General features: G+C 37.9%; 17 protein-coding genes and 1 tRNA gene. 7 read left to right on the top strand and 11 right to left on the bottom strand.

The genetic code is table 11. The features are described from left to right. Window positions 1–240: 240 nt before the first annotated feature. On the bottom strand, window positions 241–1,455 hold the full coding sequence (locus JL102_RS19220) for a hypothetical protein (protein ID WP_202246088.1): 1,215 nt from the start codon (window positions 1,453–1,455) through the stop codon (window positions 241–243). A gap of 272 nt (window positions 1,456–1,727) precedes the next feature. After that, on the bottom strand, window positions 1,728–1,991 hold the full coding sequence (locus JL102_RS19225) for a hypothetical protein (RefSeq protein ID WP_202246089.1): 264 nt from the start codon (window positions 1,989–1,991) through the stop codon (window positions 1,728–1,730). A gap of 190 nt (window positions 1,992–2,181) precedes the next feature. Between JL102_RS19225 and JL102_RS19230 the strand changes: the two genes are divergently transcribed. The 7 genes from JL102_RS19230 (at window position 2,182) to JL102_RS19260 (ending at window position 10,144) form a co-directional block, all read left to right on the top strand. Further along, window positions 2,182–2,787, top strand: a complete 606-nt coding sequence (locus tag JL102_RS19230; protein ID WP_202246090.1) for a TetR/AcrR family transcriptional regulator — start codon at window positions 2,182–2,184, stop codon at window positions 2,785–2,787. 115 nt (window positions 2,788–2,902) lie between these two features. After that, window positions 2,903–4,255 (top strand): TolC family protein, encoded by a 1,353-nt coding sequence (locus JL102_RS19235; protein ID WP_202246091.1) that lies wholly within the window; start codon window positions 2,903–2,905, stop codon window positions 4,253–4,255. 7 nt (window positions 4,256–4,262) lie between these two features. Further along, window positions 4,263–5,327 (top strand): efflux RND transporter periplasmic adaptor subunit, encoded by a 1,065-nt coding sequence (locus tag JL102_RS19240; RefSeq protein WP_202246092.1) that lies wholly within the window; start codon window positions 4,263–4,265, stop codon window positions 5,325–5,327. 7 nt (window positions 5,328–5,334) lie between these two features. After that, window positions 5,335–8,466, top strand: a complete 3,132-nt coding sequence (locus JL102_RS19245; protein ID WP_202246093.1) for an efflux RND transporter permease subunit — start codon at window positions 5,335–5,337, stop codon at window positions 8,464–8,466. Window positions 8,467–8,470: 4 nt separating this feature from the next. Further along, entirely contained in the window at window positions 8,471–9,190 is a 720-nt protein-coding gene (locus tag JL102_RS19250; protein ID WP_202246094.1) for an FAD-binding oxidoreductase, read from the top strand. A gap of 1 nt (window position 9,191) precedes the next feature. Further along, window positions 9,192–9,764 (top strand): DUF2652 domain-containing protein, encoded by a 573-nt coding sequence (locus JL102_RS19255; protein WP_202246095.1) that lies wholly within the window; start codon window positions 9,192–9,194, stop codon window positions 9,762–9,764. Between the two features lie 2 nt (window positions 9,765–9,766). Beyond that, window positions 9,767–10,144, top strand: a complete 378-nt coding sequence (locus JL102_RS19260; RefSeq protein WP_202246096.1) for a hypothetical protein — start codon at window positions 9,767–9,769, stop codon at window positions 10,142–10,144. Between the two features lie 139 nt (window positions 10,145–10,283). On the opposite strand, the gene JL102_RS19265 is transcribed toward JL102_RS19260, so the two are convergent. The 9 genes from JL102_RS19265 to JL102_RS19305 form a co-directional block, all read right to left on the bottom strand. Then, window positions 10,284–10,357: transfer RNA gene (locus JL102_RS19265), tRNA-Arg, on the bottom strand. A gap of 147 nt (window positions 10,358–10,504) precedes the next feature. Next, window positions 10,505–11,077 (bottom strand): hypothetical protein, encoded by a 573-nt coding sequence (locus JL102_RS19270; RefSeq protein ID WP_202246097.1) that lies wholly within the window; start codon window positions 11,075–11,077, stop codon window positions 10,505–10,507. Window positions 11,078–11,079: 2 nt separating this feature from the next. Further along, window positions 11,080–11,814 (bottom strand): hypothetical protein, encoded by a 735-nt coding sequence (locus tag JL102_RS19275; protein WP_202246098.1) that lies wholly within the window; start codon window positions 11,812–11,814, stop codon window positions 11,080–11,082. Between the two features lie 285 nt (window positions 11,815–12,099). Beyond that, window positions 12,100–14,493 carry an ABC transporter permease gene (locus tag JL102_RS19280; protein WP_202246099.1) on the bottom strand — a complete coding sequence of 798 codons (2,394 nt, stop codon included), beginning with the start codon at window positions 14,491–14,493 and terminating at the stop codon, window positions 12,100–12,102. Between the two features lie 31 nt (window positions 14,494–14,524). Beyond that, a complete protein-coding gene (locus JL102_RS19285; RefSeq protein ID WP_202246100.1) occupies window positions 14,525–16,906 on the bottom strand; it encodes an ABC transporter permease in 2,382 nt (793 codons plus the stop codon). A 102-nt stretch (window positions 16,907–17,008) separates the two neighbouring features. Further along, on the bottom strand, window positions 17,009–19,444 hold the full coding sequence (locus tag JL102_RS19290; RefSeq protein ID WP_202246101.1) for an ABC transporter permease: 2,436 nt from the start codon (window positions 19,442–19,444) through the stop codon (window positions 17,009–17,011). A gap of 420 nt (window positions 19,445–19,864) precedes the next feature. Continuing rightward, window positions 19,865–20,518, bottom strand: a complete 654-nt coding sequence (locus tag JL102_RS19295) for a SpaA isopeptide-forming pilin-related protein (protein ID WP_202246102.1) — start codon at window positions 20,516–20,518, stop codon at window positions 19,865–19,867. A gap of 8 nt (window positions 20,519–20,526) precedes the next feature. Beyond that, entirely contained in the window at window positions 20,527–21,195 is a 669-nt protein-coding gene (locus JL102_RS19300; protein WP_202246103.1) for a hypothetical protein, read from the bottom strand. 234 nt (window positions 21,196–21,429) lie between these two features. Further along, the gene (locus JL102_RS19305) at window positions 21,430–23,823 is read right to left on the bottom strand and encodes an ABC transporter permease (RefSeq protein ID WP_202246104.1); all 2,394 of its coding nucleotides are present in this window, start codon (window positions 23,821–23,823) and stop codon (window positions 21,430–21,432) included. Window positions 23,824–23,928: the final 105 nt, after the last annotated feature.

Raw genomic sequence — 23,928 nt, forward strand, 5'->3', positions numbered from 1 at the left:
GAACAGACAATTGCCCTGATAGGATTTTCACCTATTGGATTTGTACCACTTCGTGGCACACCAACGACCAGCTATGATGAGTGGGGATTAGATAACACTAACCTCTCGTCTCGCGCATAGCCACGCCTACGCGGCCCGGCCTTGATTTAAATTTAAAACTTGTGGCGGACTTTCCAAGTGCCGCCAAACTTTCCTGACCGATAAAAACCCATTCATTCATAGCGCATGTTGTGCATAGTGTTACTTTTTTAATAGGGGTACGACTGCTTTCAATATCTTTTCAAAACCGCCAATTGAAACCTCTTCCTCTTTGCTTTCAGACACACCGTCTGAATGATTATTGCCAAAATATTTTTCAACAAGTTTTTCTTTAATATTCTGTTTTTTATCCTCATCCAGGATTTCTATAAATGGATTTATTGAGGCAAGCTCTAATTCAGATCTTCTGTTAATCGTTTCAAGTTTTCTGTGTTTACTTGATTCTTTAGCTGCATATGTGGCAGGATAAGATAATGCTGCCGCAGCAATTAGTCGAATCAGGGATTTAGTCCAATCAAAACCACTACTACTAAGGTCAATAATAGTCCATACTAAAAGCCCCGAGAACACAGCCATAAAAAAAATAGCAACCCACCTCCAAAAATTTGCTGAATCTTTATGTTCATTAGCGATTATTTGGTAATTGCCCGTCACACCCACATTGCCTATAACATTGACGATACTTTTTGCTTCAGCTAATTTCGTTTCTAGTTTCTCAATTAGTTCAGTTGTGTCTGTATCAATCTCTTTTTTTATTGATTCAATCTCCTTTTTAAACGTCTGTTTGTCTGTGTCTATCTCAGTTCTAAATGTTTTTCTATCGGTTTCGTATTCTTGAGTTGCTTTTGTCTTAATATTTGTGAACTCCGTTTGAAAGTTTGAGTTCAAGTTTTGAATTTCTGATTCTTTTGCTTCAACTAGCTTAAAAAGCCTTTCAATTTCCTTGTCCTTACTTTCCAGATCAGTTTTAAACTCTTGGAGCGTATTCGAAAGTTCTTCATTCTCACTTTCAAGATGTTCATATTTATCAGAAACAGATTTCTGAAAATCTGCAATGACTTTTGAGAAATTAAAATCATTTTTTGAAAATGGTAAAGGAAAATTTCTCGTTTTATTTAAAGCCGAATTGAAATTGTTTGTCGCGTTGTTAAGATGCCCAACATTACTGTTGCCTAAAAATGCATTTATTTGTTGGAGACCTGCTTCAATTTCGCTACTCAGTGAGTTCATTTCAGCCTCTTGAACGAGAATAGGTATGGTTAACTTGATTCTATCACTTATATATTGATGTACAGACTCGAAAAAGGATAACTTGTCGAGTTCAATTTTCTCCTTAATCTCATCTTCGCTTAGCCTTTGCGATAACTGTTCGATTTTCTCAAACAGTTGATGACTTTTGAAATTTTCTGGTGTCATATTTTTGTTCTGGCATTATGCACAACATCCGTATAAGGGAGACAAACACCCCCTATCACAGTGATCATGAAATTAAGTTAAGGAAAAATATTATTTAACAAATGCCATTTTCCGAAAATCGATTTGATTACCTACAATTTATCTCTTCAGTATGCCTTAACTAGCCGAATAGTATACACTTAATATTCTTTTCAGGCAAGTGAAATATGGTCAGTACCAGCTATAAGAACCACCACAACCTAAGCAGTGGTAATCATATTAATGCTAACCACCTATTCCTCCTCAATATATTCAAAATTCCCTTTTTCAGGTGCCTCTAACATTTTCCTCTCACCCATTACATCTGTAGCCTTGGTATAAATAAAATGATAACACCAAATAAAGAACTCTTCAAATGTAATTTCTTCTTGATATCCCGTTTTCTCATATCTCTTTAATATAATCTGTGTTTTCCGTAATACATCTATATGCTTAGGCTTGATCGTAGAAAGAAAATAGTGATTTTTATAAAACATCACAGCTAGAGATGGAGCCATATTTTTGGAGGCATGATGAACTGAAATAAAAAAGATCTATATAAACGAAGTCTTCCTTAATAACAACAACCTTTGCTATGATTATTAACCAGCATAGCGATCAGCTTAAATTTATCAAACATAAAAAATTCACCTTTTTGTTGGCTATAAAAAAAATCTTCCTACATTTACATACCAAACGTTCGGTTTTATGAAAGACTCTAAAGAACAGATACTAAAAACCTCACTGCTTCTTTTTTTGCAAAAAGGCTTTAAAGAGGTCACGATGAAAGAAATTGTAAAAAACTCAGGCTTTTCAAAAGGCGCTTTTTATCATTATTTCAGCAGTAAAGAAGAGGTTTTTAAAGAAGTAATAGAAGTTTATTTCAGCAAAATGCTTCATTTGGATTATGAAACCCTACCCTCCGATTCATTAAAGTCTTTTTATGAAGCTAATTTGGATATTCAACATAAGCGTGACAGCATACTTCGGAGCTGGTATCAGGAAACTTTTGAGGGTGATTTTCCTAATAATCTATATTATATATTATTTGATGCCCTTCGACTGTTGCCGGAAATTAGAGAACAACAACATAGAAGAATTCATGAAGAATTGAAGGCTTGGGAAAAAGTAATTAAAAAAGCAATGGCTAACGAGGAAATTAAAACTACACTTTCTTCAGAAAATTTAGCTAAGCAATTTGTATACAGCAGTGACGGCATTGCAATGCATATGGTAATAAGCAGTAGTTCTGATGAACTTTTTAAAGAAGTTAAAAACATATGGGATAGCCTTTATCAAAGTTTAAAACCATAAAACTTTTGGTGTCATTAACATACCGGACGGTCGGTATTAGCTATCTACCAAACTAAAATTGCAAATATTAACATATTTTTTTAATCATAAACATACCGAACAGTCGGTTTTATAAATGAAGCAATATAAACAATTATTTCTCCTACTAGGGATACTTCTCAATACCTTTCTGCTGGCAAGCGCTCAGGAATCAAAGGAGTTATCTTTGAAAGAAGCGCTGAACTATGCTCTCAGCCATAAGGCAGAAGCCAAAAAAGCACAGTTAGATATTTCTAAAAGCGAATATCAAATTCAGGAAAAAAAGGCTGAGATATTGCCTACCGTCGCATTGGATGGCAACCTGATTAATAATCCGATTCTTCAGGAAACTGCCTTACCGGGTGAAATTCTTGGAGAACCCGGCACCGTAGTAATGGCACCGTTAGGACAAAAATGGAATGCCGATGGGGGAATTAATTTAACTCAGAAATTATTTGATCAATCGGTTTTTATCGGATTGAAAGCGGCAAAATCCAGCCGGGGGTTTTACCAGATCAATCAGCAACTTACCGAAGAAAATGTAATCGAAAAAGTAGCTTCACACTATTACCACACCCTCATTTTACAAGCCAACCTGACTGCGGTAGATACCACCTATCAAAATACCGTAAAGATTCAGCAAATCATTACAAGTCAATTTGAAAACGGACTGGCGAAAGGAATAGATGTCAAGCGTATTCAGGTAAAAGTAGCTAACCTTCAGGCGCAGCAACAAGAACTTCAGAATTCTATTCAAATCAGTAAAAACACACTCAAGTTTTTAACTGGCTTACCTATGGAGATGATGATTACTTTAACAGAAGAGTCCTCTCCCCTCCTACCTCAAATTGAAAAAGAAACTTTTGATGTCAGTTCACTCAACGCCTATCAATCGCTGACGAAAGAGAAAGAGTTACGCAACTATGCGGTACAGGAAAGCAAGGCGGCCAATTATCCTACGCTTGGTCTTAGTGCTCAATATCATTACCAGGGTTTAGGCGATACCTTTCCCATTGGAAAGGATGAAACCCAGCAGGTGTACTGGACGGATTATTCCAGCATTACCCTTAACCTGCATATCCCCATTTTTTCGGGATTGAAAACACGCACCAAGGTAAGACAGGCACAACTAGATGTGGAAGCCCTTCAACTGGACATAGAAGATAAAGAACTATCGCTTCGGGCCGATTTCGAAAACGCAAAAAATCAAATCAGAAGTAGTGAGATTACCATAGAAAATCAACAGCAAAATGTAGTGCTGGCAAAAGAAGTGGTCGAAGATATTCAGAATAACTACACGAACGGGCTCGCTCCGTTGACCGATGTCCTGGATGCGGAAACTTCCCTGATTGAAGCTCAAAATACTTATAACAAGGCGGTACTCGATTATCGCCTGGCGCAACTAGACTATTTAAAATCAAAAGGCGAATTACGAACCCTCTTAAAATAAGCAGAAAATGAAAAAAATAATATACAGCATACTCATTGGTGCCATAGTCCTTGGTGGGGCGATATACCTCCTTCTTTCCAACAAAGCACAAAACCAGCAGGAAACCGCTTTGATTACTCAAAAGAACGATGCCATTAGCGTTAAAGTCGATACGGTAAAACGCGTCAACCCACAACTCACCTACAGGAGTAACGGAACGTTTAAACCGGAACAGGAACTGATAGTCACCCCCGAAACTTCAGGCACTATTTTAAAAATTATGGTCAAAGAAGGCGACCAGGTGCGCAAAGGACAAACCCTCGCTTATCTCAAAAAAGATCAGGCCAAGGTATCCTATCAGAATGCCAATGCCAACTACCAGAATGCCTTAGAGAATTATGAACGTTACCAACGGGCATACAAGACAGGCGGAGTAACCCAAGAGCAATTAGAACAAATGCAATTGCAGTTGGACAACGCGAAATCAAGCTTAGAAAATGCCAATTTGGATATGGAGGATACCCGCATTAAGGCTTCGATAAACGGTGTAATCAATAAAAAATTCATAGAAACGGGAGCTGTTGTAAATACAGGTACTTCTCTTTTTGAAATTGTAGATATCACTACTTTAAAACTTCTAGTAAGCGTCCCGGAACTACAGGTTTCTAATATTCAGTCAGGGCAGCAAGCGCAGATTCAATTAAACGTTTACCCCGATACCACATTTACCGGCCGCGTATCTTTTGTGGCCGCAAAAGCAGATGGTTCCCTTAATTTTCCGGTAGAAATCACCTTACAAAACAGCCAAAATTATCCTTTAAAAGCCGGAATGTACGCCACGGCCATTTTTAATTTCTCTTCCGAAGAATTACAACCGATCAGCGCTATTTCCCGCAATGCCTTTACGGAAGGTTTGGGCGAAAGTGAGGTTTTTGTAGTAAAGGATAACAAAGTTCAATTACAAAAAGTACGAACAGGAAAAAACTTCAATAATCAGGTAGAAATTCTTGACGGTTTACGGCTTGGGGATGTGGTCGTGACCAGCGGACAGATCAATTTAGAAGATCAATCTGCTATACAAATTATTCAATAAAAAAGATATGAAATTAGCAGCAATACCTATCAAACGTCCCACAATTGTAGTGGTTCTTTTCACCATTCTTATTTTAGGCGGACTTTATAGCTACAGTAGGTTAGGCTATGAATTGTTACCAAAATTCAGCCTCAATTTAATTACTATTTCCACTCCATATCCCGGAGCTTCTTCCAGTGAAGTGGAAAATTCGGTGACCAAGAAAATCGAAGATGCTATTTCCTCGGTGGAAAATGTAAAAAAAATAGAATCGAAATCTTTTGAAGGGCTTTCCACCGTAAGTTTAACCCTGACTTCGGATGCCGATGAGAATGAATCTTTGAATGATGCGCAGCGTAAAATAAATGCGATTGAAAAAGACTTACCAGAAGATGTAGATCCGCCTTCGCTTAGTAAATTTTCGCTTAGCGATTTGCCCATTATCACAATTGGTGCTACTGCCAATATGGAAGAAACAGCATTCTACGATTTACTGGATAAAAAAATAAAACCGGTGCTTTCCAGCACCAAAGGCGTAGGCCAGGTCACTGTGATTGGTGGTTCTGAAAGGGAAATACAGGTGAATATTGATCCTGAAAAAGTAAAAGGTTTCAATCTGACCTTGCCCCAGGTGGTCAGCATTATTTTGAGCTCCAATATTGATTATCCTACCGGAAATTTAAAGACCCGACATAATCGAGTGCTCATCCGTTTATCGGGTAAGTATGAAAATGTGGAGGAGCTACGCAATTTGGTGGTGAGTTCCACCGATGGAATTCAGGTACGGGTACGCGACATCGCTGAAGTAAGGGATACCCAAAAAGAGGTAAATAAAATTGCCCGGGTAAATGGCAAAGATGCCATTATAATGCAGGTAATGAAGCAATCGGACGCCAATGCTGTAGAAGTGAGCGAAGCCATTCACCGCAGTTTACAAGAAATGGAGACGCAGTATGCCGGCAATCAGGTGAAATTGCCCGTTGTAGATGATAGCAGTGAATTTACCTTGCAAGCCTCCGATGCGGTAATGCACGATTTGATATTAGCGGTGGTATTGGTCGCCGTGGTAATGCTGTTTTTCCTGCATACCATACGTAATGCTTTTATTGTAATGGTTTCTATTCCCGCATCGCTTATCGCTACGTTTATCGGGATGTACCTCTTGGGATATACGCTCAACCTAATGAGTTTATTAGGCCTTTCGCTGGTGGTGGGTATTTTGGTAGATGATGCCATTGTAGTATTAGAAAACATTTACCGCCATATGGAAATGGGGAAAAACCGCGTGCAGGCCGCTTATGACGGGATGATAGAAATCGGGTTTACCGTTTCAGCAATTACGCTGGTTATTGTGGTGGTATTTCTCCCTATCGCGATGAGTACGGGGTTGGTTTCCGATTTAATTGCCCAATTTTGTGTTACTGTTATCCTGGCGACCTTATTTTCTTTGCTTTCTTCCTTCACCATTGTTCCCTGGCTTTCTTCCCGATTCGGCAAACTAGGAAAAATCACAGGTAAAAATTTCTTTGAAAGAATCATTTTAGGCTTTGAAAAAGGACTGGATAAATTCACCCATTTGGTAAGTGGTTTATTAAAATGGTCGCTGATTCACAAAGGAAAAACCACCCTGATTGTGATGGTATTATTTATAGGTTCGTGTTCGCTTTTGGTAACGGGCTTTATTGGTGGTGAATTTCTTCCTCCGGTAGATCGCGGACAGTTTGTGGTACAACTGGAACTCAACAAAGATGCTTCTTTGGAAACTACGAATCTGGCCACTCAAAAAGCGGAAAAAATACTGAGTCAACATCCTGAAGTTAACCGCTTAGTCACTACTGTGGGGCAAAGTAGTGACGGCACTGTCGGCACTCAGGAAACTCCTTTTAAATCTGAAATTACGGTAGCCTTAGTCGATAAAGCTGAGCGGAATGATAAAACCACCGTATTTGCCGCCCAAGTGAAACGGGAATTACAACAAGCCCTGGTTGGGGTGAAAATTAAAACCGCTACGGTAAGTATTGTAGGAGGCGCTGATGACGCCCCGATATCCTTGACCATTACTGCTCCCAATTATGCAGATGCCCTGGAATTTTCTAAAAAAGCCCTGGATTCTTTAGCCAAAGTTCCGGGAGCTACCCAAATAAAAAGCAGTGCAGAAAAAGGGAATCCTGAAGTGCAGGTTTCCATAGACCGGGACAAAATGGCGGCTTTAGGGATTGGATTGCAGGATGTGGGAATGGCTATGCAAACCGCTTTTAACGGCAACACCGATGGGAAATTCCGCGCCGGGGCTTATGAGTATGACATCAACATTAAATATAATGCAGGGCATCGGTTGTCTATTCAGGATGTGCGCGATATTTCTTTTGTGAATGCTGAAGGCAAACGGGTACAACTCTCCCAATTTTCGACTATTACTGAAGGTACCGGACCTAGTTTTCTGGAACGTCGGGACAAAAGTGCCGCAGTGACTATTTCTGCACAAGCGGCAGGAAGACCTTCCGGCGATATTGCTGCCGATTGGGAAGAAGCTTTTGCCAAGATTCCGCGAGACAATGGCGTCAGTTATATCTGGGGTGGCGATATGGAAAACCAGTCGGATAGCTTCGGAACTTTACTCATTGCATTATTAGCCGCTATTATACTGGTCTATCTTATTCTGGTGGTTCTATATGACAGTTATCTCTACCCATTGGTAGTGCTATTTTCCATTCCGCTTTCTTTTATTGGCGCACTTTGGGCCTTGGCACTGACCAACAATGCACTGAACATATTTACCATTTTGGGAATTATTATGCTTATTGGATTAGTGGCAAAAAATGCCATTCTTCTAGTCGATTTCACCAATCATCAGAAGGCAGAAGGGCAAGATACTTTTACGGCCCTGGTGAATGCCTATCACGCCCGCTTACGCCCTATTCTAATGACGACCATCGCAATGGTGATTGGGATGATCCCTATTGCACTGGCTAGTGGTGCTGGTGCAGAACTCAACAATGGATTGGCCTGGGTAATCATTGGCGGACTTATCAGTTCACTGCTGCTCACCCTCATTGTGGTACCGGTAGTTTATGCCGCTTTCGATAAGCTGGCTCTAAAATTAAAAGGAAAAAACCGCCAAACAGCAGCCATCAACAATTTAGTAACCTCAAAAAATTAAAGCGATGCCAACAGCACCAAAATGGGTAAACGATGCCTTTGAAACACTGGCTTCTTCTATGATGAGAACGGTAGAAGTAGTAGGCACAACCACTATTACCCCACAACTTAAAAAAATACGTTTTCAGGGAGATTTTAAAACACTCCGTTTTGAAATCGGATACTCTATTTCATTTCGTATAAATGCAAAAGATACAAGACACTATACGGTTTCTTATGGAAATTGTGAAGAAGGCATCTTAGAAGTAATAGCTCATATACACGGCAATGCCCCCGGCAGTAATTTTATGAAACAGCTTAAACCTGGAGATGTCGTTAAAATGGCCATTCCGTTCGGTCCAAAACAATATGATCCTGAAATAAAGAAGCAACTAATTTTTGGGGATGAAACCTCATTAAGCTTAATGTTAGCCTTTTTACCAGTATTACAGCAAAACAAACATCAATATCAATTTTACATCGAACTGAACGAAGAAAACATATCTGTTCCGAAGATCCTTGGGCTGGACAATTACACGGTGTTTTCAAAGCATGAGGTATTCCGAAACAAAGAAAAAATCAGGGAGTTACCCATATTCAAAAATGGTGATTGGAAAAATGCCAATATAGTACTTACAGGAAATATAAACTCCCTACAAAACTTCAGAAAAGTATTCAAAGAACATAACCACAAAGGAAAGCCCTTTGTGAAAGGTTTTTGGCTAGAAGGTAAAAAAGGGTTATAAAATGGAAAAGACAGAACAAAAAGGAGTGATTCTAATTCCGGATTTTAGTGGATTTACAGATTTTGTATTGAGTCACAGCTTACATGTAGGAGGTTATATCACCGAGCAACTATTAAACACTATTATTGACAACAATATAATGGCATTTGAAATCTCGGAAATAGAGGGAGATGCTGTCTTATTTTATAAGTACGGTAATCCATCAGATATCTCGAGCATCATACAACAGGCTATTAAGATGAAAGAGGCGTTTAGTAAATGTCTGGAAGACCTACATCAGCAATTAAAAACGAAGATCGCTCTTTCTTTAAAATTTATTGTGCACTATGGTACCTTTTCTGAATACGTGATAGGGAAATTTAAAAAACTATATGGAGCTACAGTGGTAGAATCTCATAGATTGTTGAAGTACCACTACGTGAAGAATCAATCTTATATACTTTTTTCAAAAGAGTATTTAAGAGCTGTAGAAAATGAAAGTAGCAAGATAATTCGATTCAATAGAAAAACAAGAATAGATAGTGGCGATGCTTGTGTTTATAACTCTCCTGTGGGCCTAATAAAATACATTTGAATATGAATTGGAAAAATAGTTTAGCAATAGCAAGTGGATTTTTTACAATTGTTTTCCTTTCCATTGCCTTCGCATTGCTAGAAAGTCAAATATATCCGGAATCCACTGAATTATTTGGCAGAACCGATCTGAACATTCACGAGTGGTATTTACTTCTTTTAAAATTAAGTGCTAACCTTTTTAGTTGTTTTTTAGGCGGGTTGGTCATCGCTTTTATAAGTAAGAACATCCAGAATATAATTTGGGGCTGTGCCTTTATCACCCTAATCATTATTTGGCTATGGTATAGTACAAAGAGTCCAACGCTATTTTGGATTCTTTCAATCATTGGAATTTTTCCCAATATGTATCTGGGGCACCGTTTGGGAGGAAAAAATTGAGACTCAAAAGTTTTCTAATATGGCTATTGGCATTTAAAACTTATAAATCAATTCTTCAAAAGTAAAATGTCTATATTCATTAGATAGCAGAATCAAAAAAGCCTTCAAAATCAATGACTTTGAAGGCTTTGCTATTTTGTGATCCCGCAGGGACTCGAACCCCGAACCTACTGCTTAGAAGGCAGTTGCTCTATCCAGTTGAGCTACGGAACCATTATCTTAAAAAGGGCGTTTTTAAAGCATCTAGGCTACTTTTAACCTTTTTGCCTGCCCCTATTGTTTAAGGTGGTGCAAATATAAAACTCAGAATTAAAAACACAAACTATCTCTCAATAATTTTTAATTTTATTTAACATTTTCTTATTTGATGATCCTAACAGTGATATCATGAGGGGCCGTCTCATCACCTCCAAAATATGGAAAAAGAAGATAATTAGACGATTCAGTGCAGTTTCCTCCCCTTTCCATTTCCACTTCATGTTTTCCATTTACAGTGAAAAAATATTTATCATTAGCAGCGGTGATTTTGTATTCATTCGTTTCATTCAATTCCACCGAGGTAATAAACTCATAGCTTCTCACACCACCCGCATAACAGTAAGCAAAAACTTGCAGTTCATCATCAAACCATCGCCACCCAAACCTGGCACTATTCTCATGATGGTGAGCTCCACAATCAGAGAATCCCATCAACTTATTGATATCTGCCTGATTGGCTTCGTCTACACTACTATATACTGCAGAACTGTCAAAGAGAGCAGTAAAACTCAATTCATTATCTTCAAATTTTTCAGGAATAGGGTTTGAACTATGGCTTCCTTCTTTTATCGTATGATATTCTCCTGAAACAATCTCTAAAGGGTTGTCAATCTGCACTTCGCAAGCCGTAAAAAAACACAGGCACAATACTCCACATAAAGCTATTTTCATCATTTCTATCTTAGGTATCTAAAATTTGTTTTTTTCAATCCAAAGCGTACTCCCAGATTAAAGGAATAAAGGTGGCCTGTTTTAGTTCCGATAAATGCTTTACCATCTACCGATGACATAAAACTCAAATCACCCGCTGCCTCGGCAAAAAAATGTATGAACTCCAGCTCTGATTGCAGCTGATATTCTACACCAAGGCCAAGAGATAAGCTCGTGCTCTGCATGCCCCCCAAGTAAGACTCAGGGCCTCTTTGTTGCCCTTTATCTCCCCTATCATCTTCATCAACATATGCACCATAAAATTTGTATCTCTGCCTTCTCACACCAGAGATTACATATGGAGCAATGCCTTGCGGCTTTATCCCAAACGCTCTTAAAAAATAAAGGTGATTTGTAATTCCAAATTCAAATAAGTCTATAGTTTTTTGACTAGAAGAATAATACCAGCCGGCCACGTTAAAACTTATTTGATCAAAATCATTACCAATAACCAATGAGCCCTTTCCACCTTCCTGCATGGTCTGGTAACTATGCAACTGGTCGATTTTACTATCAAAAGTGATACTTTTAACACCAAACGAAACTCCTATTCCACGGTATTTTAAAAATGACCTATCAGCAGGATTGAATTTCTTCTCCCAATAGATATCCTGCTGACCATAACCCTGAGAGCAACACAATAGGTTGAGCCCCATGAAAAAAATGATGCATAGAATAGGAAATCGAGTGTTTTTAGCCATAATTAGTAATAATATCTAGTACAAAGATGATCATCTGAGTGCCGCTTTCTTTAAGGGTTTGCCCTGATAAATGAAAATCAGAAATTCAACCAGAAGAACGACTAATTAAAGCCAATAGAGAGTATTTAGATGATAGAACGACAAGAATTTGAAATTCGTTTGGTAAGGTACTCTAATCTCCCTACCTCTTAGGGGAAAATATTTATAGTACAGTCACTTAGTACTAAAAAAAAGCTCTAAGTGTTGACACTTAGAGCTTTTGAATATTATTGATTTTAGATCAATCTATTCATCTTTAAGACTATTAACAGGATTAACCACTGCCGCTTTAAATGATTTATAACCTACAGTAATTACCGCAATAAAAAGGGTCACTAAAAAAGCACCAATAAAAAATAATGGACCTATTTCCACTCTGTAATTAAAATTTTCCAGCCAGGAATCCATCACATACCAAGCTACAGGAGCCGAGAGCAAAAAAGATATAGCTATCAGTTTGAAAAATGACCAGGAAAAGATACCCACAATATTAGCCACTGAAGCACCTAATACTTTACGAACACCAATCTCTTTGACCTTTTGGTTAATCATAAAAGAAGCTAAAGCAAACAGCCCTAAGCAACCTATAAATATGGCTACCCCTGAGAAGAAACTAAAGATCTTAGCCATTTTCTGCTCCTCTTCGTAGAAGCCTGCAATGTAATCATCAACAAATTTATAATTATAATCAAACTCAGGATATAGCTTTTGCCATATGGCTTTTACCTGCTCATTGGTGCTACTAAAACTAGAAAGGTTCACCTTAACCGTAAGCTGCCTGTAACTATTAATTGAACTCATAAATATGACGGGAGTAACTTTATCATGTAGGGACTGAGAATTAAAATCATCAATCACCCCCACAATAGGCACGTGTATACCATGCACTTTAATCATAGTTCCTAAAACCTCCTCCTCTTTACCTTTGTAACCTATATATTCGAGCAGATTTTTAGTGATTAACACTTCATTTAAGGTATCAGATGGGTGCACATTTCTACCCGATAAGAGATTGATTTTGTAAATATCAAGATAATCATCATCTCCATATTTAATAGATGAATAATAATCCTCGGCATTATCAGCTATATGAAAGTCACTTACTGACACTGAAGAAGAACTTGGATTAGTATAGACCAAGCTCGCTTGCTCTATGTTGGCTAATCTCTCCAACTCAGCCTTCAATACTTTTTTCTTATCAGGGTCTCTTTCAGGTATTCTGATATTTACCAGAGCTTCTGTAGTAAAGCCAAGATCCACGCTATTGAGCAAGTTCATTTGGCTAATGATGACTATGGTACCCACTATAAATACCTGAGAGATAAAAAACTGAAAAACTACCAGTCCTTGCCTTAAAGAAAAGGCTCCACTGTGTTTGGTGGTAATCAGATTTTTCAGCGCTAAAGCAGGCTTAAAATTAGAAAGTACCAAAGCAGGGTAAAAACCTGCCAACAAGGTGATAAGCAGCGAACCTGCCAGCACCTGAACTATAAACAAAGGCTCTCCCCATGGAATATCTAACGCTACCTGCATGAATGGATTTACGTACAATATCATAAGCTCAGAGAGACCAAGCCCTATCATCACCGCCATTAACACTACGGCCAGTGATTCGGCTAAAAACTGAAGTACCAATTGCATTCTGGTACCTCCCAGCACCTTTCTCACCCCTACTTCGCGCGACCTGCGAACGGCCACTGCTGTAGATAGGTTAACAAAATTAATACAAGCAGTTAGCAGTAGAAATATAGCAATAAAGACCATGACCAGTATCTCATTTTTATTGGTAGTAGAATATATATAGTTGCTATAATTATCATTAAAATGAAGGTCAGACATGGGCTGAAGGTCATAACGCTCGTCACCATTATCTTCACCGAAATTTTTGATGACAAACTCATCCAAGCGAGCACGATACCTATCCGGATTATCATTTTCAGCCAGTAAAATGTAGCACTGATCATCACTATCTACGCTACCCCATCCTCTCTCCAATACCTGTTTCTCAATAGTAGCATAAGATATAAAAATCTCAAAAGGCATATCACTATGAGGCGATGGATCAGCTATTATGCCAGTAATTTTTAACTGTGAATTCTTGTTATAAATAATGGTTTCACCCAAGGCATCTCCATCAGGAAAAAACTTTTTGGCTACCGCTTCTGAAAGGACGATTCTATTAGGTCCTTCTAGTGCAGATGCTATATCTCCCTGCTTCCAATCTACCGTAAATACATCCAAATAGCCCTGTTGCGTAAAAGCCAAACGCTCATCCCTCAGTTCAAAATAATTAGGCTTATCAGAATCAGGATTTATAGTAAACAGCTTAGTGCCGTATACATTTCTCACAAAAACCACTTTCTCAAATTCTGAGAAATCTTCTTTAATAGCATCGGGCAATGGCCCTGGTACTCCCGGAGTATAGTCCCGTTCTCCTCCTGCTCCATCAGAAGAGTTGACTAATCGGTAAATTCTATCTTTGTTAACCTGAAAATCATCAAACGTATTAGAATACTGAGCTAACATTAAGAGCACTACACTACAGGCAATACCCAGCGACAGCCCCAGCACATTCACCACAGTGTACAGCTTATTTCGCGAGAGATTGCGAAATGCGGTTTTAATATAATTTTTGATCATTGAAGTTGTTATTTGAGTTTTACGATTGTTGTTATTCGTTTTTCAAAATATCTATAGGGTTGTAAAAGGCCGCCTTTAGCGCATGAACTAAAATGGTAAGCTGAGTAATAATAAGACATACTGCCAGCGTTAGCACAAAATACCCCATACCCAGAGTAATTCTGCTTGTAAAATCACTTAACCAATTATTCAAAAAGTAGTACGATACTGGGGCTGCAAGAACAAATGCAAGCAACACCAGTAATATGAAATTTCCTGACAGTAAAAAGACTATCTGCTTTACCCCGGCTCCCAGCACTTTACGAATCCCTATTTCTTTCATCCTTGTGTTCACCATATAAGACATCATACCTAATAAGCCTATACTGCCTATGAATAAGGCCACCACTGCAAAGGCCGTAAAAGTGCTAGCCAATTGCTTTTCGCTTTTGTAAAAACTTTCGATTTTATTATCCAGAAATTGGTATGAGTAGACATAATCAGGAAACTGCTCTTGCCACAGTTCTTTTACTCCCGCCAAGGCGGCCTCCAGATTAGAATAATTCACCTTAACACTACCCTGATTAAATGACACCTTTTGCCTCCACATAGCCAATGGCTGCTGCTCATACTGCAACGGCATAGCACTAAAATCTTCCACCACTCCAATCACTGGACCTAGCGTGCCCCACACGCTCAATTCTCTACCCAAAATATCCCTTGGATCTTGAAAGCCTAGCTGTTCTGCCGTAAGGCGTGACACTATATAATTCCTTACTGAATCTGTCATATTGATATTTCTACCTGCTAAAAGCGTTATATCATAAATATCAAGATAGCTGTCATCTATAATTTTAACCTGCACCGCTAAATTCTCATCATTAAGATTAGCTACTCCTCCCCAGGTATTTTCTGAAGCTGCGCCCGTATTAGAGAAGGCCACCTGCTCAACTCCTGGTACCTCAGAAAGAGAAGCCTTAAAGCTTTCATATTTCATTTGCTCAGCATCTGGAATACTAAACTCTAGTATTGCTTCTGTATTAATGCCCATTGGAGTGTTTAAAAAATGATCTACCTGCCCAGATATTACTATGACTGCCATAATTAAAGCCTGAGAAATAAATAATTGTACTACAATTAATACCTTTCTAAAAGACAAACTGCCCGCCTTACTACTGAGGTTAGGTTTAAGTGCTAATACAGGGGAGTAACCTGATAGCACCATAGCAGGATAAGTGCCAGCTAAAAGTGTTACCAAAATCAGAAATAGCAACAGCACTGTAAAAACAGAGGGCGTATATACCAAAGAAGGAACTTCATAACCAATTAAAGCAGAAATATTAAAAAACAATAGCTCTACTACACCCAAAGAAATTAGCAAGGCCAAGCCAGTGATAGCCATGGTTTCAAATAGAAATTGAAAGAACAAAGCGCCGCGACTGCTGCCTAATACCTTACGAACACCCACCTCTCTCAACCTCTTAATAGCCATGGCGGTGTTTAAATTCACGAAATTAATACATGAAGCCAATAGTAACATGGCACCAATAATACTCAGCGTGTATATACTCTTATAAGTAATGGTTCTCCCAATAAAATTAAAATAGCTTTTATTAAAGTGAACATCGGCCAATGGCTGCAAGCCTAACTGGCTTTTCTTCGGATTGTCTTTATCATGATTGGAAATATAATCAGCAATTTTATCAGAAAATGCTGAGGCATCGACTCCTGGTTTCAGTTTGACATAAGCTTGCGTAGAACTGGAGGTACCGCCCCAATTGTCATCCCAAATCCTTATTTCTTTGCCGATCTCAAAAGACATGAGCATTTCAAAAGGTAAATCCGTATTTATCGGTGGGTTTTCAATAATCCCAGTGACTTTAAGATCAAAGTAGTTTTCTATGTTAACTACATTACCAATAGCCTCGGTATAACTTCCAAAATACTTATCTGCCAAATTACGAGACAGCACCACACAGTAATTGTCCTTTAAAGCGGTTTCCGGATCACCCAAAAGAAACTGATAATTGAAAATTTTAAAATAATCATTATTAACAAACGCCTGCTTGCTAGCTTCCTCCTTATACTTTACCTGCTGTCCGCCCTGCATAACGTTTATCACACCAGAAACCTGATTATTATCTACCATAGTAAACTCTTCCACCTCAGGAAAATCCTCTTCAAAAGTCAGCCTCAATGGAAAGGGAATACCAACTTCTTTACTTACCTCATCTCCCACTTTTTCTTCAGTAACTAACCGATAAATGCTATCCTTGTCAGCATGGTGGTTATCAAAGCTTAGGTTAAAATGCACAATCAGAAAAATAACTAATGAAGCACTAATACCTACAGCTAAGCCTAACACATTGATAATGCTATGGCTTTTATTCCGAAGCAAGCTTCTGATGGCAATGCGTATAATATTTTTAAACATGATTAGGTGGTTAATTAGGTGAAATGGTCTAGAATATTGATAAAAGTGTAAGCGCTAGATTTAATGAATTTTTCATTTAACAGGTATAATTAGAATGATAAATCACTCTTCTTTAAGGCTCTTGACAGGGTCTACCACGGCTGCTTTAATAGACTGGTAACTTACCGTAAGCCAGGCGATAGATATGGCACAAAATCCGGAGATAGCATATATTTCCCAGCCAATATCTATTCTGATCACAAACTGCTCTAACCACTTACTCATCAACCACCACACTACTGGTATAGAAATAAAAAGAGAGATTATAATAAGCTTAGAGAAGTTGCTATTGAGCAAAATCACTATTTGTGCTACGGAGGCACCCAATACTTTTCTAACTCCTATTTCCTTATTTCTCTGAGCTGCCATAAAAGAAGCCAACCCGAAAAGCCCTAAACAGGCTATCAATAATGCCAGAGTAGCAAAAACACTAAATAATGAGCCTAGCTTTTGATCGTTTTGGTACTGTTCCGCAAAGCTTTCATCTAAAAAGACATAATCAAGCGGAACCGATTCGGAAAGCAATTTCCAATTAGTCTCTAATGAAGCTATCACCTCCTGCAGCCTTTGTGGGTCATATTTTACGGCCAACAGCCTATTGTCATTGAACAGGTTGGCTTCCGTATGAAATATGGCTAAAGGCGGAATTTGAAATTTCACAGAAATCATATTAAAGTCAGACACCACTCCTATAACATGAAATTCCACAGACTCAAAGTACTCAACTTTCTGCCCAAGTACATTATCTAAGCTCCAGCCAAAAGCCTTCATAGCACGTTCATTAATGATTATGGCTGACTTATCCGAAGGGTTAGATTTTACAAAATTTCTCCCTGCCAGCAGTTGCATATCCAGCAAAGGCACATAATCTTCATCGCCTTTCACTGTAGCTAATGATATTTTTTTCTCTGACTGACCTTCTCTGTAGAAAAGATCCTCAAGGGCGTTTGAAGTATTCCCTCCCATAACACTGCCTAATGCTGCGGCATGAACTCCTGAAACCTTATTCATCTCTTGCTTAAAGGCATTCATTTGATCGTGCAGCTTATCTACCTCTTTCACTACTAACACATGATCTTTATTCATGCCCAAATCTGTAGTCTCACAGTATTTAAGTTGCTTATAAATCACGAAAGTACTTGCTACCAAAATAATGGCTATGCTAAACTGAAATACCACCAAAACATTTCTTAAACCGGCGCTTTTAGCTCCACTGGCTACGTTTCCCTTCAAAACCCTGGCAGGTTGAAAAGAGGTGAGATAAAATGCTGGATATAAGCCCGCTAATACGCCTAATAATAATGGCAATACCACCACTGCACCCAAAATGCGAGCATCAGACATAATACCGGTACTTAAATTTAGATCTAAGTAATCTACCATAGAAAATCTTAGCAACTCAGCAAAGCCCAGCCCTATGAGCGTAGCTATCGAACTCAGCATAACAGATTCCAATAGAAACTGACGTATAAGGTGCGGCCTGCCTGAACCCAAAACCTTCTTCACACCTATCTCTTTAGCTCTATTAGCAGCTCTGGCAGTGGTTAAATTAACAAAATTGATACCAGCCAACAGCATAATGAATATCGCTACTGTTCCAAATATATAGATGTAAGTCATGTCACTAACCTGCTCCAGATTACCTCCTACTGACGCATTAAGATGAATATCTTCTACTGGTTGCAATTCAAAATCCAGTTTACCTTTCTGGCTTTCAAAATCTGCCATAGATATCCCTAACCTTTTAAATGCATCTAAGGCATATTTGTGAGCCAGTCCATGCATGCCTTCTTCTACCTTTTCTACGCCATCTTTCAACCTGACGTAAGTGTACATTTGCGTCCAAATCCAGCTCCATTCAAAACGCTTCACATGAGGATTGGTGGGCATAGATAACAGTAAATCGAAGTGAATATGGGCATTAGTAGGCTGCTTTTCTGCTACCCCTGTTACCTCCACAGGTGTTTTGTCATCACCTAGCAATATGGTTTTACCTAAGGCAGAGTCATCTCCAAAAAATCTGCGTGCCGCTTCTTCTGAAAGCACCACGGCATTCATCTGACTCAAAGCTTTATCAGGGCTACCTTCCTGAAGTTTGAAACCAAAAAAATCGAAGAAATTAGAATCAACAGCCAATATGCTAGTTTCCCTGAAGGAATTATAGGCACCTCCATGCTCTATATTAACAATGGCAGCATTCGGTGTATTTATCCTTAGGGTGGCTTCTACTTCCGGGAACTCTGCCGACATAGCATCAGCCACTGGCGGCGGTGTACGGCTCATCCAGCCCCCCTCCGGGTCCCAGATATTAGTTTGATTTACGCGGTATATCTCACTTCCATTTACATGAAAATTATCATAACTTAACTCATGCAATAAGTAAACACTAATAAGCAGAGCCACTGCCACGCCTACGGATAACCCAAGTATATTCAGTCCAGCATAAAACTTATTCCTCAAGAAATTCCTAATCGCTATTTTGAAGTAATTTTTAATCATGCTATGTAAGTGAAGTTAATTTTAATTACTTATTACTTGCCAAAAGAAATGCCATCCCCTTTAATATGTAAATTGACCACATTTTGCCTGTAAGATGTATCAGATACATGACAACCGACTGTATTAAAATTGATACACTTTTAATCTTCTTTCAAGCTGTGAACAGGGTTGGTAAGTGCTACTTCTTGTATCCTCTGGATAGCTCGGATCGCAGACAAATTAATAAAGTTAACAGCGGTTAATATTAAGATAAAATGCTAATAGAAATGCCACATCAATTTTCTTGTTCTAAACAGTATTTACAGATAATTACTGCATCAAAAGCATGACAAATGAGTGCATTAGAAATAATAAAAGTTAATATAAAAAACAAAAGGCTACTTTTTCAAGTAGCCTTTTGTTTTTTATCACCAGATTCTATTAGTATAAGTCGATACTTAAATATTCATCTTCACCTGTTATTAATTGTTCATTTCCCGATATTTTAATATAATTCTCTTCGTTCTCATACCAATAAACTGAGAAATAAACACTTTCAGGCAAATCTATATTAGCTCTACCATTTTCATCTGTAGTAACTGTTATTCCTTGCTCTAGCTTTTCAGGAAAATCATAAATCAATTCATTGACTTCATTATTCTGATAAATCAATATTTTCTGATTAGGAACAGAAGCATTTTCATCACTATTAAGTGTGTAGAATTCCATATTCACGGTAAAATCTTCGGTATCCCAAACTAGATCTTTATTTTGATCAGCAATTACTTGAACTATTCTTTTGAATTCATACTTCAGCCGCTCTTCTTCTAAATAAGTCTCAGCTGAAACCCAGTAATCTCCTTCCTTTAGCTGCTCAAAATCGATGACACCTTTTTCATCAGTAATACCTTCTTTAATGATAAGATCATTTGCCTTCGAAATAACTTTAAAATAAATTCCAGACAAAGGAGTCCCCTTTTGCGTTAATGTTAAAGTCAGATTAGCACTATCTTTAATTGTAACTTTTACTTCATTATCGTCTTTACACCCAAACATAAAAACACTTACAAATAAAAGTATATATAATTTCCTCATTGATTAATTCAGTTAACTGTTATTTCATACTCAACTTCTCTCACATCTCCAGGTGAAACATTTTGTCTCCCTAGGTAATTATTACTTTCTCCATCTAAATAATAGATATAGAAGCTCTTAGCAGTTGGTAACTTTAAAGAAACGTGTCCCTCTCCGTCAGTAGTGTATTGCATGCCTCTATCCATAATATCTTCAAAGGGCATATCTGAATCAAACCCAAATGCATTCTGAACTATTAACAACTGAGCTCCATTTACCAGCTCATCAGTATCAGCGTTAATTATTGTAATTTCTAATGTCCCTAAATGAATATCACTTTCAATATTAATTTGTTTTTCAACTGCTTCTCCGGCCAATACCTGCACTCCAAGATAAGTTCCTGGAGTGTATAATAGACCATTATGATTAACATACCAATCAATTAAATACTCACCTGATCGAAGGGTTCCCAAATCAACATTACCCGCTTCATCAGGCTCTAAAACTTCCAATAAGCTTTCAGTTGATGCTGGTAAATGCAACATTAGCTGACCATCTGCAACCGGTGCACCTTCTCCATCGACTAACTTAACCAGTAAATTACCGCTGGAATTAAGAACTACATCATAGTCCTCATCGTCATTACAACCCCATACCAAAATGGCTAAGGTGAATAACATAAAAAATCTCTTCATCATATGTTTTTAAGTTATCTAGTAAAATTGATCGCAATTTTATATTTTTTTACATGAAGACAAAATAATTATTTTCATGTTTTATATAAATCTTTCAACTTACCTTTAAAAACATATGAATACTTATCAAAATACAAACAAGCTAAGAATTAGGATCTTATACTTTATCAATAATTGAATTTTCATCGATTACTTTATCAACATCACAACACTTATTAATAATTAAGTCACACCTTACTAATCATCCTTCAAAGAATCTACAGGGTTAGCCATAGCAGCTTTGATGGACTGAAATCCTACTGTTAGCACAGCTATCAAGCCATTAATTAAGATACCTACTAGAAAATATAGTGGGGATAATTCGATTTTATAGGCAAACGATGAAAGCCATCCGTCCATTGCCCACCAGGTAATGGGAGCTGCAATGAGGAAGGCTATCAATAACAAGATCATATATCCTTTGCCGAACAGTAAAAATATACTAGATACAGAAGCCCCTAGCACCTTTCTTACACCTACCTCTTTAGATTTTTGTGTTACTAAAAATGAAACTAAACCAATAAGGCCAAGACAACCTATGGCTATGGCGATACCGGCCAGTATTTTAAATAAGTTAAATATGGTTTGTTCTGAATCATAATTTTTACTGACCACCTCATCCAAAAACTCATAGTCATAAACATACTCTGGAAACACTGAGGCCCAACTTTTCTCGATATGAGCCATAGCACCAGCTAAATTACCAGCACCTACTCTCACACCTCCTTCAAAATAAAAAGGAGGAAACTGACACATAATTAAGGGCTCTATTCTTGCCTCTAATGAAGCCATATGAAAATCCTCAACCACTCCAACTATAGGAGCATCAATCCCATTTATTCCAAACTGTATATTCTCACCAATAGCATCATTAGGAGAGGAAAATCCTATCTTCCTAGTCATACTCTCATTTACAATTAACTCATACCCTTCTTCTCCTTTTTGAATATGAGTAAACCAGTTTCCTGCGGCCATCTCCAGGCCATAGGTAGTTTTATAATCTATATCTACCGCCTTTATCTGAGCATTCATATTTGACTCATCTCCCTCTGCCCGAAAGTTAGACCCTAAATTATTACTTGAGGTAGGGGCTCCCAAAGCAAAGGACACACTGTTCACCATATTACTTTTCAATAATTCATTTTTAAAAGTTTCTAGTCTTCCCTCATCTCTGGTGGGCAAAGAAAGTATGACAATCTCATCCTGTTTAAATCCCAGTGGCTTGCTATGAAAATAGTCCATTTGGCTGGCTATAACCAGAGTAGCAATTATCAGCACTTGAGAAACCACAAATTGAAAACCCACCAGCCCCTTTCTCAAAAACAGAGATGTAGTATTTACATCTGTAATTTTGGTTTTCAACGCTTTAGCCGGCTGGTATGACGCTAATATGATAGATGGGTAAAGTCCCGATAACAAGGTAACGGCAAGCACTAAAAGAATGTAGAAAACTATAAATTCAAACTGAGTTACCGCACTGATACTCAGTGATACACTCATATAATGATTAACGAAAGGCATCACCCTTTCTACAATACCCAATGATAACAAGGCACTGGTAAGGGTAATTAAAAAAGCCTCTGATAAGTACTGCAGGGCAAGCTGACTCTTACTAGCTCCAAGCACTTTTCTCATACCCACCTCTTTGGCTCTCTTTATAGCTAAAGCTGTGGACAGATTAATAAAATTAACACAAGCTATGACTAAGATAAAAACTCCGATGAACCCTAGCACCCAAACATAAGTACTATCCATAGTATAGGTGAAATTATCTTTGGCAAAAGTCTGGTTAAAGTGGATATCCTTCAAAGGCTGTAAATAATAAAGGGTCTCACTGTTCTCAGCAACTGGTTTATATTTATCCCTCACAGCTAATAGCCCATCATTAAAATACCGCTCTGATCCATTTTCCGGCAGCACTACATAATTATATATACCTCCATTGAAGTCCCAGCTAAAAATATCAAGTCCAACAAAATCTTCCGACAATGTGGGATATGATACCAACATTTTAAATTGAAGGTGAGAATTGACAGGCAAATCCTTCATAATGCCCACCACCTGCACATCTTCTTTTTGATTCAGTTTAAAAATTTTACCTAAAGCATTTTTACCATCAAAATGATCATTTGCCAAAGACTCCGTTAAAATAACCTCTCCCTTACTACGCAAAAGATGCTTTTTACTAGTGGCTATCAACTCATAATCAAACACATTAAAAAAAGCTGAGTCTGCAAAAGCTATATCAGCTTGTGTCCATTTATCTTCGTTAAATGACACTTGATAACTACTCGGCTGATAAATTTGGGTTACATGTTTGAGGTCAGGCAGGTCATTCATTAGAACCGCTGCCATAGGTGAAGGTACAGAGCCTTCATACTCCACTCCCGAAGCATTCTGTCCTTTCGTCACTACACGATAAATTCTATCTGCCTGTGTGTTAAAATCATCAAAACTCAACTCATTATTAATGAACAGAAATATAATGATACAAGTACTGATTCCTACGGTAAGTCCCAGAAGATTAATTATAGAAGAAACCCTGTTCTTCATTAAGTTTCTTACCGTTAGCTTAAAGTAATTTTTTATCATTTTCTGCTGGTTAATAGTTTTTAATCATTTCAACTTAAAAACAAGATGTTCAATGAGAATACCATTATTTTAAATGCCTGAAAATCATAATTTTACAAAAAAATG

This window comes from Fulvivirga sediminis, from assembly GCF_016757215.1.
Taxonomy (GTDB): Bacteria; Bacteroidota; Bacteroidia; order Cytophagales; family Cyclobacteriaceae; genus Fulvivirga; species Fulvivirga sediminis.